At 44.7% G+C, this 14,558-nt stretch carries 14 protein-coding genes; 9 read left to right on the top strand and 5 right to left on the bottom strand.

The genetic code is table 11. The features are described 5' to 3' along the window. Window positions 1–101: 101 nt before the first annotated feature. Window positions 102–1,034 (bottom strand): LysR family transcriptional regulator, encoded by a 933-nt coding sequence (locus DPF91_RS15590; protein WP_117235530.1) that lies wholly within the window; start codon window positions 1,032–1,034, stop codon window positions 102–104. A 113-nt stretch (window positions 1,035–1,147) separates the two neighbouring features. Between DPF91_RS15590 and DPF91_RS15585 the strand changes: the two genes are divergently transcribed. The 6 genes from DPF91_RS15585 to DPF91_RS15560 all read left to right on the top strand — a co-directional run bounded on the left by DPF91_RS15585 (window position 1,148) and on the right by DPF91_RS15560 (window position 6,097). Further along, entirely contained in the window at window positions 1,148–2,071 is a 924-nt protein-coding gene (locus DPF91_RS15585) for an SDR family NAD(P)-dependent oxidoreductase (protein ID WP_117235372.1), read from the top strand. A 29-nt stretch (window positions 2,072–2,100) separates the two neighbouring features. Then, window positions 2,101–2,481, top strand: coding sequence for a DUF4345 family protein (locus tag DPF91_RS15580; RefSeq protein WP_117235371.1), 381 nt, complete (start codon window positions 2,101–2,103; stop codon window positions 2,479–2,481). A 163-nt stretch (window positions 2,482–2,644) separates the two neighbouring features. Continuing rightward, complete coding sequence (gene tnpA, locus DPF91_RS22285; RefSeq protein ID WP_117235370.1) at window positions 2,645–2,971, top strand: IS66 family insertion sequence element accessory protein TnpA; 327 nt, start codon at window positions 2,645–2,647, stop codon at window positions 2,969–2,971. Continuing rightward, on the top strand, window positions 2,968–3,321 hold the full coding sequence (gene tnpB, locus DPF91_RS15570) for an IS66 family insertion sequence element accessory protein TnpB (RefSeq protein WP_117235369.1): 354 nt from the start codon (window positions 2,968–2,970) through the stop codon (window positions 3,319–3,321). The genes tnpA and tnpB overlap by 4 nt, the downstream gene beginning before the upstream one ends. Before the next feature lie 59 nt (window positions 3,322–3,380). Further along, window positions 3,381–4,895, top strand: coding sequence for an IS66 family transposase (gene tnpC / locus DPF91_RS15565; protein WP_117235368.1), 1,515 nt, complete (start codon window positions 3,381–3,383; stop codon window positions 4,893–4,895). A gap of 185 nt (window positions 4,896–5,080) precedes the next feature. Further along, complete coding sequence (locus tag DPF91_RS15560) at window positions 5,081–6,097, top strand: IS110 family RNA-guided transposase (RefSeq protein ID WP_117235367.1); 1,017 nt, start codon at window positions 5,081–5,083, stop codon at window positions 6,095–6,097. A 475-nt stretch (window positions 6,098–6,572) separates the two neighbouring features. Here the strand turns inward: DPF91_RS15560 and DPF91_RS15555 are convergent, their stop codons facing one another. Continuing rightward, complete coding sequence (locus DPF91_RS15555; protein ID WP_117235366.1) at window positions 6,573–7,700, bottom strand: OmpP1/FadL family transporter; 1,128 nt, start codon at window positions 7,698–7,700, stop codon at window positions 6,573–6,575. Between the two features lie 214 nt (window positions 7,701–7,914). On the opposite strand from DPF91_RS15555, the gene DPF91_RS15550 reads away from it, so the two are divergent. The 3 genes from DPF91_RS15550 (at window position 7,915) to DPF91_RS15540 (ending at window position 10,273) form a co-directional block, all read left to right on the top strand. Continuing rightward, window positions 7,915–8,226: an Mg2+ and Co2+ transporter gene (locus tag DPF91_RS15550; RefSeq protein ID WP_117235365.1), complete on the top strand. Its 312-nt coding sequence runs from the start codon at window positions 7,915–7,917 to the stop codon at window positions 8,224–8,226. After that, window positions 8,223–9,254 (top strand): HlyD family secretion protein, encoded by a 1,032-nt coding sequence (locus tag DPF91_RS15545; RefSeq protein WP_117235364.1) that lies wholly within the window; start codon window positions 8,223–8,225, stop codon window positions 9,252–9,254. Before DPF91_RS15550 ends, DPF91_RS15545 begins: the two co-directional genes overlap by 4 nt. A 161-nt stretch (window positions 9,255–9,415) precedes the next feature. Continuing rightward, window positions 9,416–10,273, top strand: a complete 858-nt coding sequence (locus tag DPF91_RS15540; RefSeq protein ID WP_164684207.1) for a LysR family transcriptional regulator — start codon at window positions 9,416–9,418, stop codon at window positions 10,271–10,273. 19 nt (window positions 10,274–10,292) lie between these two features. Here the strand turns inward: DPF91_RS15540 and DPF91_RS15535 are convergent, their stop codons facing one another. The 3 genes from DPF91_RS15535 to DPF91_RS15525 all read right to left on the bottom strand — a co-directional run. Next, window positions 10,293–11,600, bottom strand: a complete 1,308-nt coding sequence (locus DPF91_RS15535) for an anaerobic sulfatase maturase (RefSeq protein ID WP_117235362.1) — start codon at window positions 11,598–11,600, stop codon at window positions 10,293–10,295. 132 nt (window positions 11,601–11,732) lie between these two features. After that, a complete protein-coding gene (locus DPF91_RS15530; protein WP_117235361.1) occupies window positions 11,733–14,048 on the bottom strand; it encodes an arylsulfatase in 2,316 nt (771 codons plus the stop codon). Window positions 14,049–14,319: 271 nt separating this feature from the next. Next, window positions 14,320–14,558 (bottom strand): transposase (locus DPF91_RS15525; protein ID WP_164684205.1); only part of this gene is annotated, 239 nt, incomplete at its 5' end.

The following is a 14,558-nucleotide window of genomic DNA, read 5'->3' as shown; positions in this document are numbered from 1 at the left end:
AAATTTGCGTTACGACGATCGGCCCCTCAGCGCAAAATCTTCTGAGACGATACATGTTACCTCCACAAAAAATCTAAATCGAACTGAGCTAACCTTGCAAATTAAGAAACATGTTCGGCAATTGGAACTGTCCCGGTAACCCAAAACTCATTTTCTCGTGATTGGATCTGTTCGGCAAGAAAGTCAACAAAGCAGCGTATTCTTGCTGTGCGACGTAAGTCGCGATGGAGCAATAACCAAATACTTCTATACGGTATGGGTTTTTGAAAAGGGGCTCGAACAAGGTTTGAGTGCCTATCGCCAAGGTTACACGCCAGATATGCCATTCCAAGCCCAGAAGCAGCGAGTGAAATTAAGGGCACAAGCTCTGAAACACGATGTTTAAGTGTCGCTTTAGGGTAGAAACTCTCTTTTAGCCACTTAGCAGTAATATCTTCTTCGGGCTCATGCCAGCCAATAAAGCTAAGCCCTTCTCCACCATTGTCTTTTATTCGCTCTGCATATTCTCTAGTGCAATATGCTGCTTGAGACATCTGAACGAGCCTACGTCCGACCGCATCATCATAAACGTCATTTGCCACGCGTATGGATACATCAGCTTCACGACGACTAAGATTGGCAATATCGTTGCCGAACTGCAGATTAAGCGTGATATCAGGGTAGCGCTCAGAAAATAACGCTAGGTCATCCATAATAGAAGTCATTGCTAGACCATGAGGCATAGATACATAGACGGTACCTACTGGATCCGCATCTCTGCCAATAATCATGCGTGAAGCAGATGTCATCTCCTCTTCCACCCGCTCTGCATAGGGAAGAAGTTCTTCACCGATCTGAGTGAGTACGAGCCCTTGTTTGGAGCGATCAAAAAGGCGGCTGCCTATTCTCTCTTCCATGATCGAGAGCCGACGAGTCAGCGTTGTATGATTGACATGGATGCTTTCGGCCCCCCCTCGCAATGTTCCGGCTCGGACAACAGCAAGAAAAAACTTCAGATCATCCCAATTGAAGGCGTAACTCTCATTGTTTAGCATTTTATTACCGTGATTCATTTTTGAAACAGTGTGTCCATTTTTACCTATATACAGTCCATTTTTCAATCATGCTAACTTAGCTCATATCAACAATCACACTAATGGGGAAAGAGATGGATATGATCAAAACGGTTTTGATTACGGGTGCAAATGCTGGAATCGGACTTGAAGCTGCTCGTCAGTTGGCACTGCATGAAGGTATTAATAAGATTTATCTTGGTTGCCGAAACTTGGCAAAAGCAAATGACGCAAAGAGCAAACTAGTCGAAGCAACTGGGCGAGATATCTTTGAGATATTAATACTTGATGCTTCTGACTCGACTTCCGTGCGTAACGCTGCAGCAAAGCTTAAGTCACCGATTGATGCTGTGGTTTTGAATGCGGGTGGTACTGGAGGACAAACACCGCACAAACTAACGGATGATGGTGTAACTAACATATTTGCTTCGAATGTGTTGGGGCACGTGGTGCTTGTGGAAGAGCTAATCAAACGTCAACTTGTCACCTCAACTATTCTTTACGCAGGCTCAGAAACGGCGAGAGGAATACCCAAGATGGGTGTGTTTAAACCTGAGCTAAACTCCACTTCTATTGATGAGTTTGCTTCGATCGCCAATGGTAGCAAGTTTGGCTCGAACGCAGATCCTCTCGATGTATACGGCACCATAAAACTGGCGGGTACGCTATGGATGGCATCTATGTCTAGGCAGCATCCACATCTTCGATTTGTAACTATGAGCCCTGGCGGAACAACAGGCACTAACGGCATGGACGACTTACCTTTCCTCAAAAAACTGTTCTTTAAATATATAGGAGGTCTTTTTATGCCAATGATCGGCATGATGCATAGCGTTGAAAAAGGTGCAAAACGTTATCTTGATGGTCTGTTCGACCCAAGATTTGAGAGTGGCCATTTTTACGCAAGCCGCACTGGATCACCTACTGGCCCAGTCGTAGATCAACTTACCATTGATCCTCTGTTTGGCGATACGGCTGCGCAAGATAATGCTCGTCAGGCAATTCAACAATTCTCGTAACTTAAGGTTTAAAACAAAGGAGAACCATTATGGATATCACATTACAAATTCTGGTTGGGGTGGCGACGCTAATGCTCAGTGGTCTTGGCATCATGTCAATGTTTGCACCTCAAAAGATGGTCAATAATTTCTCGGTAGAGCCTATAGGCAAAGCTGGGTTAAATACGATTCGCTCAGTAATGGGTGGTTTATTTTTAGCCAGCGTTACTATTCTGGCGCTTGGGTTAACCTCGGGTGATACGGAAGGCTACTTCTTCGTTGCAGTGTTACTTATTGCTGTAGCTATTGGTCGAGTAGTGGGGCTGATTTTTGATGGGTTCGATAAAGCAGTCGTCCCTCCTTTAGTTTTAGAGTTAGTGATTGCAGGCGTATTATTGTTCAGTCACATGAAAAATGGCGGGTTCTATTGAGGAATTTCCTTTGGGCAATGGATATAAAGACAGCTTTGAGTATGGCTGTCTCTATTTTCGGTAGTTTTAGTTGGATATTTCGTAAGCGCGTCATCAACCACACATTCAATTAAACTGACAGCAGTTTTATGATCTTATCTCCACGACACAAAGAGATAAAATCATGGCTCACCGACGACGTAGCGACCAGGAATGGCTGGAGATATTTCAGCAGTACGAAAACAGTTCCTTAAACCAAAGGGAGTTCTGCCGACAGAATCAGCTCAGCCCTTCAACCTTCTTTTCTAAACGACGTTCACTGGAGCTTACCAGAGGTAACTCTACGAGCGGATTTGTCCGTGCAGAAGTTGTTGAGAAAACCACTCACTACCAGGTAACCAGTTCCTCTACAGAAAATATGATGCTCTGTATTAATGATGTTGAACTGAGCATCCCCCAAGGTACACCAGCCGATTATCTAGCAGAACTTATAAGGGCATTGTCATCATGAGGGGGATAACTGACGCACCAGCTATCTACCTATATCGAGAGTTCGTTGACTTCAGAAAGTCCATCAACGGGCTGGCAGCATTGGTTGAATCCGAAACTAATCTCTCCCTGGATTCAGGAGCGCTGTTCCTATTTACCAACAAGCAGCGAGATAAAATGAAGGTGCTTTACTGGGATAAAACAGGCTTCGCACTCTGGTATAAGCGTCTGGAAAAAGCGAAGTTCAAGTGGCCTTCCCAAGAGAAAAAACAGGTGTTTACGCTAAGCCAGTTCGAGCTGGACAGACTTCTGGCTGGCTTTACGATTATCGGCCATAAGCCTGTTGAAATACACGATTATACAATGAGTTAATCGCTATAAAAGTCAGATGTATCAGGTGTCTCAACCGCATTCTTAGTATAATAGATACCATGAAAAAGACGCCTGATATCAACCCTGACAGCCAAGGTGTTGCCGAGCTTCAAGCTATGGTGAAAGCCCTAATGGCTGAAAAGGTATCACTGCTTGAACAGTTCAAACTGGCTATCGACCGCCAGTTCTCTAAACGCTCTGAGGCACTCAAGCCTTACGATGAAGCGCAGGGCGATCTGTTCAATGAGGCAGAGTACGAAGTTGATACCGCTTCCGATGAAGAAGAAATCGTTACGACTACAACCACCAAAAAGGTTCGGGGTAAACGCAAACCGCTTCCTAAAGACTTGCCGCGTGAACGTATCGTTCTGGATTTAGCTGACGATGAAAATGTCTGCTCATGCTGCCAGCATTCGTTGCACAAGATCGGCGAAGATAGCTGTGAGAAGCTAGAGTTTACTCCAGCAGTGCTGAAGGTTCTGGAATATGTCCGTCCTAAGTACAGCTGCCGCCAGTGTGAAAAGGAAGCGGATAAAGTCAGCATTAGCCAAAAGCCTGCGCCTGTTAGTCTGCTCCCTAAGAGCTTCGCCACTGAAAGCCTCTTGAGTAACATCATCCTGGGCAAATACCAGTACGCCCTACCGCTCTATCGCCAGGAAAGTCTGTTTAAGCAATCTGGAATCGAACTCTCCAGAACCACTATGGCCCGCTGGGTGGTGCAGGTCAGCGAACACTTCACTCCTCTGTATCAGGCTCTTCACAAACACCTGCTTGAGCAAGTGGTCATCCAGGCAGATGAAACACCGCTCAATGTGCTTAAGGAAGAAAAGAAGTGCTACATGTGGGTTTACAGCTCTGGTGCAGACTCTCCCGAAGCTACGCTGGATGGTGTCAAAAATATCGCCTTGTTCGATTATCAAAATAGCCGTACGAGGGCCTGCCCCGAGGGCTTCCTTGGTGAGTTCGGCGGCTATCTACAAACGGATGGCTATAAAGCTTATGATGGGTTAACGAAGGTGGAACACCTTGGTTGCCTGGCTCATGCTCGCCGTAAGTTCATGGATGCTAAAAAGCTACAAGGGAAAGGAAAAACGGGCAAAGCTGATGTGGTACTGGCAAAAATCCAGAAGCTGTATGCGCTGGAAGCTCGTTTGAAAGGGAAGTCCGCCGAGGAGCGAATGGCAGAGCGCCAGAAACTCGCGCAACCAATGCTGGATGACCTGCACACATGGCTGACCTCGCAGAAAGTGGTGGAGTCCAGCCGACTGGGTAAAGCGATAAAGTATACCGTTGGTCAGTGGCCTAAGCTGGTTCGACACGTTGAAGATGGCCACTTATCTATCGACAACAACCGAGCAGAGCGTGCAATAAAATCCATGGTCATCGGGCGCAAAAACTGGCTCTTTGCCGACACTCCAAAAGGTGCGGATGCCAGTGCCATGCTGTACAGCATCATCGAAACGGCAAAGGCTAACGGGTTGATCTTGTACGACTACCTGGTTCAGTGTATGCAAGAACTGGCTAAGCCAGCACCTGATATCGAATCACTTCTCCCTTGGAACTTCTCTCACTGAGGCAGCGCCCGTGGGATCATGGGGCGCTTACAGTAAATCAGCCAAGAACTTGATATTAGGTTTTATAGGGAAAATGCCAGCCCCTAAAATGTGTAGAGTATGTAAGCAAACAAGTTTAATGAGATGGTACGTCCCTCTTCACAGCTAAACTTAATCTATGTTTAGCGCGAATAGAAAGGTGTCCCATGTCAACAGCTCATATCATTGGTATTGACCTAGGTAAAAATACATTCCACATTGCTGCACATGACAAGAGCGGCAATGAACTTTTTAGAAAGAAGTTATCGCGTAAAAAGTTACTTGAATTCTTGTCTTGCAGAGAGCCTTCAACCATTGCAATGGAGTCATGTGGTGGAGCACATTGGCTAGCTAGAAAGTGTGAGTCGTTAGGACATACTGCGAAACTCATCCCTCCCCAATACGTTAAGCCTTACGTGAAAACGAACAAGAACGACTTTATTGATGCCTGTGCTATCGCAGAGGCAGCATCAAGACCTTCTATGCGATTCACTAGTCATAAAACCGAATCGGCTCAGATCATTTCAACATTAAGAAAACTTAGAAATGGCTATATACGAGAACGAACAGCGTGCATGAATCGAATTGGTTCTATATTGCTCGAATTTGGAGTCAGCTTTCCTAAAGGTCATGCTGCAATGAAAAGACTGTTTCAATGGCTTGCTGATGAGGGTCATTATGTACCACCTCAGATAATCTTCGAGCTCAGTAAGTTGCTCGAGCATTATGAGATACTAAGTCGTAAAATTGAAAATCAACAAGTTAAGGTCGAAAAGTTACTTGCAGAAAATCCACAAATGGAACAGCTACAATCCATACCAGGTGTAGGTCCAGTGATAGCAAGTGCATGCCTTTCATCCGTAGGTAATCCAACAGACTTTAAAAATGGTAGAAACTTTGCGGCTTGGATAGGTCTGGTGCCTATCCAGTATTCTACAGGTGGAAAGACCACAATGCTGGGCATTTCAAAACGAGGGAACCGAGAACTAAGGACTCTCTTCATTCACGCAGCACGTTCTATTTTATGGCGAGATAAATCAGCCGAAAAATACTTTGGTAGTTGGCTTATAAACCTAAAACAAAGGAAGCCTTTCAATGTTGCTGTTGTAGTATTTGCAAACAAGCTTGCAAGGATAGCGTGGTCTGTAATGACTACAAATAAACCCTTTTTGATCAAAGCTTAATTCAAATTTGCAATGGATAAAAAAGATGACAAAACGGTTAGACCACCAGATTGAAAACCTGTTGCCCCAAACAGCAACTTAGTATGCTTATCGTTTTGCGAGGACAATCTGGCGCGAACCTCATCGTAGAGCTGAGCCATTAGGTCTCAATAAAGACTCTGAATATATTAGCGCAAATCAGCTCGTTATCTGGTTATCTACTTGCAATAACGGGACGTACCATATATTGGGGCAAAGGTGTGTTACATATTCACGTCAGTACACATCTGGACGTTTCTGAACTACGAAGCGACCAAGATGAAGGTTTGGAAAGTACAGGAGTTAAGGGTTTGGACCAAAATTATCAATCAGATAATTTTTAGTATTACGAAATTTAGAATGAGCGGTTAACTAAGCGCTACCTATTCATTAATTAGATAGCACTTTTTCTTTCACAACGAGGATGTGCGATTCGCTTTATGTAAAGCGCTTACAACTAATAACGGTAAGACATTGTTAAGAAGTGAATTCGATTATCGGTATAGTTACCAGTTGGTTGGATAATACCATTGCCTGCATTGATCTCTGCCTTACCGTTGTTTTGATACTGATAAGCGAGCCCTAATTGTCGACCTGAATCAAGTAAATACTCTGCTCCAACGCCAAATCGCCATTGCTTATCTACCGGAAGTAACACATCTCTTTTTTCTTTTGATACAGGACTAGAGTCGATACTTGCACCTGTGTAGAGCGTCCAACGATCCAACTTTTTCTGTAGCCCTAAACCTAGAGAGTAAGTCATGTCATATTTGGCATTGTAGTCATGCCAGTTTTCCATCTTCGCGTTGAGCAATATCGCCGTTGATTGAGTCAGCGAGTGTTGAATGCCTATGTCGAAATTGCGTACCCAAGATAGCTCAACTTCTGGGTCGAGACCTGTTGACGAACTAACTTCAAACTCGTGGTCGCTACTGTGATTGTATTGAGCTCCGATGCTTGTTTTATCATTGATTGAGTAGAATGTACTAAAAGCAAAAGTCGGAGCAATGCTGGTTCCGGAAGCAAGCTTGTCACTACTTGTGTTGATTCCTCCAACCACATCTATACTCGCATGCTGCAAGATTGCCGAAGCTCCAATCGAGAGCCTATCTGAAAGTTGGTAAGACATCGCCCCAGTCAAGTTGACGATAGAAATCGCATTTTCACTGATTAAATTAATAGGATCAGCAGAAACGCCATTGCTATAGTCGACGCCAATTCCTCCCGCTGAGTGTAATGATGCTCCCACTACCGTATTTTCGTTCATACGTTTCGCATACGACAGATGTGGTGCTATCAAGCCTTTTGATGATTCAGTCGTTGCTCCATTGTCTTCGCGTGTGAATGTTGAGAAGACATCAATATACTGGCCTCCGATTTGATAAGAGCTCTGTTTGATTTGAGATAGAGCCGCCGGGTTGGAGACCGTCGCTGATGAGTCCAATGCGTTGGTTACATTACCAGCGCCAGCAGTAGCAACACTTTTGGTTGTCGCGAGTTGAGACATACTAAGGCCAGCAGCATTTGTGCACGAACTAAATGCGCCGATGGTAAGTATAGCGAGTGTTGTTTGATTGAGTTTCATGGAAGCTTTCCCAGTTAAAAATACGAAAGTGGAAGGGGGACCTGCCAACGAACGCATTGTATTCGGGAGAAAAACCAGATGTAGAGAAGTACTGCTATACCTCCCATAGGTTCAACCTATAGATAGCAACAGTCTATGAGAGATATAGATGTGGTTACCTACAATCATATCGATAGTGAAATTACCCTAAAGTTTTCTATATTGGGGAATAACTATGCAGATTCATCCAACCACCTTATCTTATGACCTTTACCCTTCGATATATCAGGTATTAGAGTCCACGACCTTTATGTGGCTAATTGTTATTGTTACTTTGGTCGCCGCAAGCTGGGTATTGAGTAAACTTTGGTATATCCATTCGATTCCCAAACATCTAGCAAAAGAACAGGGATTAGGACAGGCTAAGCTGATTTTTTGGCTGTGTATTCTCGGGTTGTTTTACAAGCCTTTATGGGTGCTCGCTGTACTCGCTATTGTTACCGATTGGGCGAAGCTTCAACTGTGGATTAAAGGAGCGGTATCATGAAAGAGATCATGCTGCCTTATATCTTAATTGTGTGGTTGTTGTTTAAGTTTAATGTCCTAAAAAGAACGGGACGTAATTACTTCATAACCACATCAATCGGATTGTTTTTACTGGTTAGCCTGTTCTTAGGCCATCGCTTTTTCTCTCCCATCGATCTCACTAACTCCACCACGGTAAAAGCTCCTCACTCCGTACTTTCCCCAGCATTGGGGCAGCAAATAGAGACTGTTTTTGTTGACCATAATAGCCATGTTAAGAAAGGGGACGTTCTATATACGCTTGTGGATGACAAAATTACTGCTTCAATTTCTGAGATCAATTCGAGCATTGATGAAATGGATAAAACCATTGAAGCTCAAATTGTAAAACTTGCCCAAGCGAAAAGAAACTTAGACAGAAATCTCAACCTTGATCAGCATGTAAGCTTGAAAGAATTAGAAGAGTCTCAAGATGGTGTCGAGCTGCTCTGTGCAGAAATGGACGTGTTGATAGCTAGGCGAGATGGTATGCAGGCGAGAAAGAAAAGCTTAGCATTTGATTTATCGCGATTAACGGTACGAGCTCCATTTGATGGACTTATAACTCACGTGTTTATTGCAGATGGCTCAAGGGTCGGATCTCTACATATATGGGATACTTCTAAGAAATTCGTTGAAATGCGTATCCCAGATCAGACATTTAATAACATTAAACCTGGTCAATTTAGCGAATTCTATATCGATGCGTACCCTGGGCAAATCTTTAGGGCAAGGGTTCATAGCCTTGTGAAAGCGACGGGTGAGTCGCAAGGTAATTTGCTGCCTCAAGAGCAAGGTGTTTCGGCTCATATTCAGCGAGGGGCCGCCACTGTCGGACGAACCGTCATTCTTGAAATTGATGATAAGACGATGGCGAAAGTGCCAATTGGGGCAACGGGTTCGGCATGGATTAGTGCTTCAAAACCCTATCCGATTTTAGGGTTCATAGACATCATCGGTGGCGCGACGTTACGTTTAACTTCGGTTAAGTCTTATCTTTTTGCTATCTAACTCATTCATTTTTCGATAAATCGATGGATAGGCTCTTTTCAATGAGAAGAGCCTTCTGTTTATCATTTTGATTTAAAATCATATTTTGGTTGTTTAGAAAACATGCCGTTATACTGAACATGCCAGTGGGCAAAAATACCTTTCTACAGAAAATGAAATCTATGCAAAGTGATCAGCAATTCGATCTGAATTTAATCAGAACATTCTTTGAGGTTTACCGAACGGGTTCGTTTACTAAAGCGGGCAATAATATTGGTATAAGCCAACCTTCTGTAAGTGCTGCGGTTAGAAAAATGGAAGCGGATATTGGTTATCAGCTTTTTGTAAAGCAAGGGCGAGGCATTAGCCCTACTGCCAACGCACATAAACTCGCCGCACGATGTCATCAAGGTTTCAATGAGATTATTAACGCAGTGACAGATGATGTGAGTTTCGAGGTACATGTGAATGAAGCGCTTCTCCATCAAGTCGTTAATCTCGACCATGCTCAAATACAAGAGACGCCAGCTGAGCAGATAGATGTCATAGAAAGGCTGCGCAACCAATCTTTGGATCTCGCCCTGTCTGTTTTTACGGTTAGAGACCCATCACTGATTATTGAGCCAATTGTTGAAGAAAAAGCGGTAGTCATTTGTCGAGCTGATCACCCATCAATTGGAGCTTCAATGACGAGTGAGGAATTTTATCAGCAGCAACACATCATACTATCTACCAAATGGGAAAGAATGACAGGCTTTGAGCATGGTGCTAAGTCGATAGTTCAAGAGCGCAAGGTTCATAGCGTTGTGGGTTCGCTTTCGGCCAAGTTAATGTTGGTATCGAAATCTGATGCGGTCGCTGTTATATCAGAAGGCTTTGCCAAGTATTGGCAAAGCACGTTGGGGTTAAAAACGCTTGAGTGTCCCGTTGAGCTTAGCGCTATCAATTATGGTTTGGCTTACCACAAACGATACGCTAACAATGAGCAACACAAGTCGCTCAGAGAAGCTATTAAGCGCCGTATCGCGGGCGGGTGGTAACCTTAATCATTGAGTTAGATTACCCACAGCAACGTTTATATTTTTGACCACTGCCACATGGGCAAGGTGAGTTCCTGCCGACAGGGTTCATTTTAATAGCACTGGTTTTGGGCTCTCTGTAGTTGAGTGTCCACATCAGTTCTGCAGGAGATCGCCCCTGTTTGAGTAAGCTGCACATTTCCTGCATGTAGGTTGCGGTATGTTCAAAAAATAGCTTATAACCCTGACAGAAGTAATTGTGGTTAGGCAACCCATTTGGGCTAATAGCAAAGCGCTGCTTTGGACATCCGCCATTGCATGCGAACTTGTACTTACAGCGTTTGCAGTCTGCGTTTAGCGTTTCTTGTTTGTCTTTTCCGAACTGAATAGCCTGAGCGCTCGTATTGCACTCCTCGATGGACTTGTCGTGAATATTGCCCAACAAATGTTCAGGGTAAACATAGTGGTCACAGTTGTATAAATCCCCATTTGCCTCAAGAGCAAAGGCGTGACCACAACGCTGTGCGAAGTGACAAATACTAGGGTGCTCACCAAACCAGCTGCTCAATGTACTATCGAACATGTTGATATAAATTCGGCCAATATCTTTTCGTACCCATTGGTCAAAAATGGCATTCAAAAACTCACCATATTGACGCGCAGGTACGGACCACTCCTTGACATCCGCCAATGTTTCGTTCGGTAGAACCAAACGTAATTGATCACCTTTGACTTCCCTCGCTTCGCGTTCGACCAGAGGCGTAAACTGGATGTGGGTTGAACCAATATCCTTGAGCAATTGATAGACACGCTCCGGATACTTGACGTTTTCTCGGTTCACCACGGTCAGTGTATTAAAATCTACGTTATGCTTTTTTAGCAGTTCGACCGCTTGCATTACCTTTGCGTGGGTAGGTTTGCCTGCTCTGTTTTTTCGATAGCAGTCATGCAGGTCAGCGGGGCCATCAATCGACAGGCCAACAAGAAAGTTGTGCTGTTTAAAGAAACGACACCAGTCATCATTAAGCAACAAACCATTGGTTTGAAAACTGTGCTCTACCTTCTTTCCGCCCGCGTATTTGTTACTCAGCTCTACGGCTTGTTGGAAAAAAGCCAGCCCCATGAGCGTAGGCTCACCTCCTTGCCAAGTAAGCTGAACGTGGTCATTTTTCTGTGCTTCAATAGTCTGCTTAATATAAGCTTCCAACGTTTCGTCGTTCATACGCCAGTTGTTTTGGCGATCTGGATAGAGCTTTTCTTTCTCTAGATAGAAACAGTAATCACAGTCAATGTTACAGATTGATCCAGTTGGTTTTGCCATTACGTGACAACTAGTCGGTGTTTGCATGAAAGCTCCTCACGGCCAAAGGACGCGCGATAAATCGGCGTTGTTGAATGTTGCTTTGTAGTCGCTGTACGTGGCTACCAACCGGGACAATACATCTACAGTTGGTAGCGACAGGTTGTGATAACGGGATCGTTAGTTGAGTGTGTAATCCACAAACTCAATGCGGTTCGGATACTCGAAAGGTGCTTTGTATTCTGGTGTCACCGGAGAGCCCAGATCCATACCGATATCGGTCGTTTCTGTTACGGCAAAGCGAAGCGGCACAGTGTTTCCAATTTTCTCAGAACCCACCTCTTTGCCATTCACATACAGTGTTGCGGTACCACCGCCACCATGTTCATTAGACTCTTGCTTGTAGTCCATCCTGATGTTGAGAGTGCCACTTGGCAATGGCTCATCTGATGTCACATGGAAGCGTTTTTTGTTGAAGAAGTTGTAGTGGTAGTGCAGTTTGCCATCCTTAATATAGATGGTGTAGCCAGCAACATTGCCCCCAACCGCCACGATGACACCTTCATCACCTTGGTTGTAGTCCAACTTCGATTCAATAGTGTGGCTACGTGAGTAGACCGGAGGCGTGCCGCCTTCTGGTATGCGCACTGTGCCTTGGTAATATCTGAAGTGCTTTTTACCACGAGTAATCGACGGGCGGTTTGGGTTTACTACGCGCTCTGCATAACGGTCATCCAATGGGTAGACGTCATACTTGTTGGCTTCCTCATCGAATATCTTCTTCAGCTCTTCAAGTTTCTCTGGGTGAGACTTAGCAAGATCATTTGCTTGAGAGAAGTCTTCATCAATGTTGTAGAGCTCCCAAGTGACATCATCAAACCCTTTCGATCCTATAAAGGCCCACGGTACGCCGTGGAATGCCGATGCCATCCAACCTTCATGATAAATAGCCATATGACCTGCTACTTCAAAGTACTGTGTTTTTCTCGTGCCTTCTTTGTCCGCATCATCAAATGAGTAGTTCATCGGAACACCGGCCATTGGCGATTGTTCAACACCGTTCACTTCTGTCGGAGTTTCAATCCCTGCAGCTTCATAAATAGTCGGGGCAATATCGACAACATGGTGGAACTGTGTGCGTTTTTCATTGCTCGCTTTGATGCCTTCTGGCCAAGAAACGATGAGACCATTTCGGGTTCCGCCAAAGTGAGATGGGACACGTTTCATCCATTGGAAAGGGGAACTTCCCGCCCAAGCCCAAGGTACTGCGTAGTGGTTTTCAAAGTCTTTTCCACCGATACCATCAATCACTTCTAACTGATCTTCAACCGTATCTGGGAAACCATTTTGTACCATCATGTTGTTGGTTGTACCGATGAGAGTACCTTCACCGCTAGCGCCATTATCGCCGACGACATAGATAACCATGGTGTTTTCTGCACCCGGAATATCCTTCGCCTGTTCGATTAGATTACCCACCCAGTGATCGGTGTGCGCCATAAAACCAGCGGCTACTTCCATTTGACGTGCAAAGAGCTTTTTCTCGTCCTCAGACTGTTCATCCCACGCAGGGATCTCATCCGGTCTCGGGGTCAGTTTCGTGTCTTTAGGAATGATGCCAAGTTGCTTCTGCCTTTCAAATGTGTGCTCACGCATCGCATCCCAGCCATCATCAAACTGACCCTTAAATTTGTCGATCCATTCGCTACCCACATGGAAAGGAGCGTGGATGGCACCTGTTGAGAAGTACGCGAAGTAAGGCTTATCTGGGTTAAGGGATTTTTGTTGTTTAATCCATTTAACAGCGTCGGTCGCAAGATCTTCGGTCAGGTGGTACGTCTCACCCGGTTTCTTTTCAGGCTCTACAGGCAGGGTGTTTTTAAAGAGCTGAGGTTCATACTGGCTGGTTTCGCCCCCCATGAATCCGTAGAAGTATTCAAAACCTAATCCAGTTGGCCAGCGATCAAATGGCCCAGTCTGGTTCGTTTCCCAATCTGGGGTATTGTGCCATTTACCCCACGCTGCCGTGTTGTAGCCGTTTTGCTTTAAAATCTCAGCAACACTTGCCGAATCTTTACCCCAGATACTGTGGTAACCAGGATAGCCCGATGACATTTCGGAAATGGTACCAAAACCTAACTGGTGATGATTTCGTCCTGTTAGCAATGACGCCCTTGTTGGGCTGGATACTGCCGTTGTATGGAAACGGGTGTACGTGACGCCTTCTTCAGCCAGTTCGTCCAATGCAGGGGTCGGGATCGGGCCGCCCAATGTTGATGTTTGACCAAAGCCAACATCGTCAAGGATGACAAGGATAATGTTTGGAGCACCTTCAGGAGCTTCAACGGGTTGCGGGTAATCTTCTTTTGATTCTGCGATTGTACGACCAATCTTCCCGTTAAATTCTGGGATTTCGTACGGTAGTACACTTCCCGAACCATATGAACTGAAGGGTAGCGCCAGTGTTATTGCTGTAAGTAAGAATTTATTTCTCATTTCAATGACCAACGTTAATAGAGATTTATAACAAAACGGTTTGTTCCCAAGTTATGAATGGGGGTGTAGATAGGTGTTTGGCCTCCTAGATAGGAAAGATCGGCTAGCGATATAAAGGGGATGAAGGCTATTTTAATGGTGAGGTAGAATTGATATAGGGAGTGGCCACGATACATGTCATAGGCTGACGCTATGAGTTTGTGATAACGACGGTGTATGAGGTTTTACTGATTAATTGCCGAGGCTGTAACAGATTCTGTGTATCTGCCATCTAGTTAATGTATTTTTCTAATCGTTCCTCGAACTCGATAATAAATCGACTCATAGCTTGACGCCAGTTTTGAATGGGCATTGTCCATTTCTTGCTTGCGTCTTTGATCGCTAGATACACCATCTTGGTTGCGGCCTCGTCGTTTGGGAAGATCTTACGTTTCTTGAGTGCTTTCCGTATTACGCTGTTCAGAGACTCAATCGCATTGGTGGTGTAAATGGCCCGACGGATATCTTCAG

The sequence above is a fragment of the Vibrio maerlii genome (assembly GCF_003415655.1).
Taxonomy (GTDB): domain Bacteria; phylum Pseudomonadota; class Gammaproteobacteria; order Enterobacterales; family Vibrionaceae; genus Vibrio; species Vibrio maerlii.
Note: the sequence above shows the minus strand (reverse complement) of the source record. Positions and strands in the feature narration are given on the sequence as shown.

Bases quoted from the DNA above. Each gene is read 5' to 3' on its own strand.
- DPF91_RS15530 (WP_117235361.1), bottom strand. From the start codon at position 14,048: ATGAGAAATAAATTCTTACTTACAGCAATAACACTGGCGCTACCCTTC.
- DPF91_RS15585 (WP_117235372.1), top strand. From the start codon at position 1,148: ATGGATATGATCAAAACGGTTTTGATTACGGGTGCAAATGCTGGAATC.
- DPF91_RS15580 (WP_117235371.1), top strand. From the start codon at position 2,101: ATGGATATCACATTACAAATTCTGGTTGGGGTGGCGACGCTAATGCTC.
- DPF91_RS15560 (WP_117235367.1), top strand. From the start codon at position 5,081: ATGTCAACAGCTCATATCATTGGTATTGACCTAGGTAAAAATACATTC.
- DPF91_RS15535 (WP_117235362.1), bottom strand. From the start codon at position 11,600: ATGCAAACACCGACTAGTTGTCACGTAATGGCAAAACCAACTGGATCA.
- DPF91_RS15590 (WP_117235530.1), bottom strand. From the start codon at position 1,034: ATGCTAAACAATGAGAGTTACGCCTTCAATTGGGATGATCTGAAGTTT.
- DPF91_RS15540 (WP_164684207.1), top strand. From the start codon at position 9,416: ATGCAAAGTGATCAGCAATTCGATCTGAATTTAATCAGAACATTCTTT.
- tnpC (WP_117235368.1), top strand. From the start codon at position 3,381: ATGAAAAAGACGCCTGATATCAACCCTGACAGCCAAGGTGTTGCCGAG.
- tnpB (WP_117235369.1), top strand. From the start codon at position 2,968: ATGAGGGGGATAACTGACGCACCAGCTATCTACCTATATCGAGAGTTC.
- DPF91_RS15550 (WP_117235365.1), top strand. From the start codon at position 7,915: ATGCAGATTCATCCAACCACCTTATCTTATGACCTTTACCCTTCGATA.
- tnpA (WP_117235370.1), top strand. From the start codon at position 2,645: ATGGCTCACCGACGACGTAGCGACCAGGAATGGCTGGAGATATTTCAG.
- DPF91_RS15555 (WP_117235366.1), bottom strand. From the start codon at position 7,700: ATGAAACTCAATCAAACAACACTCGCTATACTTACCATCGGCGCATTT.
- DPF91_RS15545 (WP_117235364.1), top strand. From the start codon at position 8,223: ATGAAAGAGATCATGCTGCCTTATATCTTAATTGTGTGGTTGTTGTTT.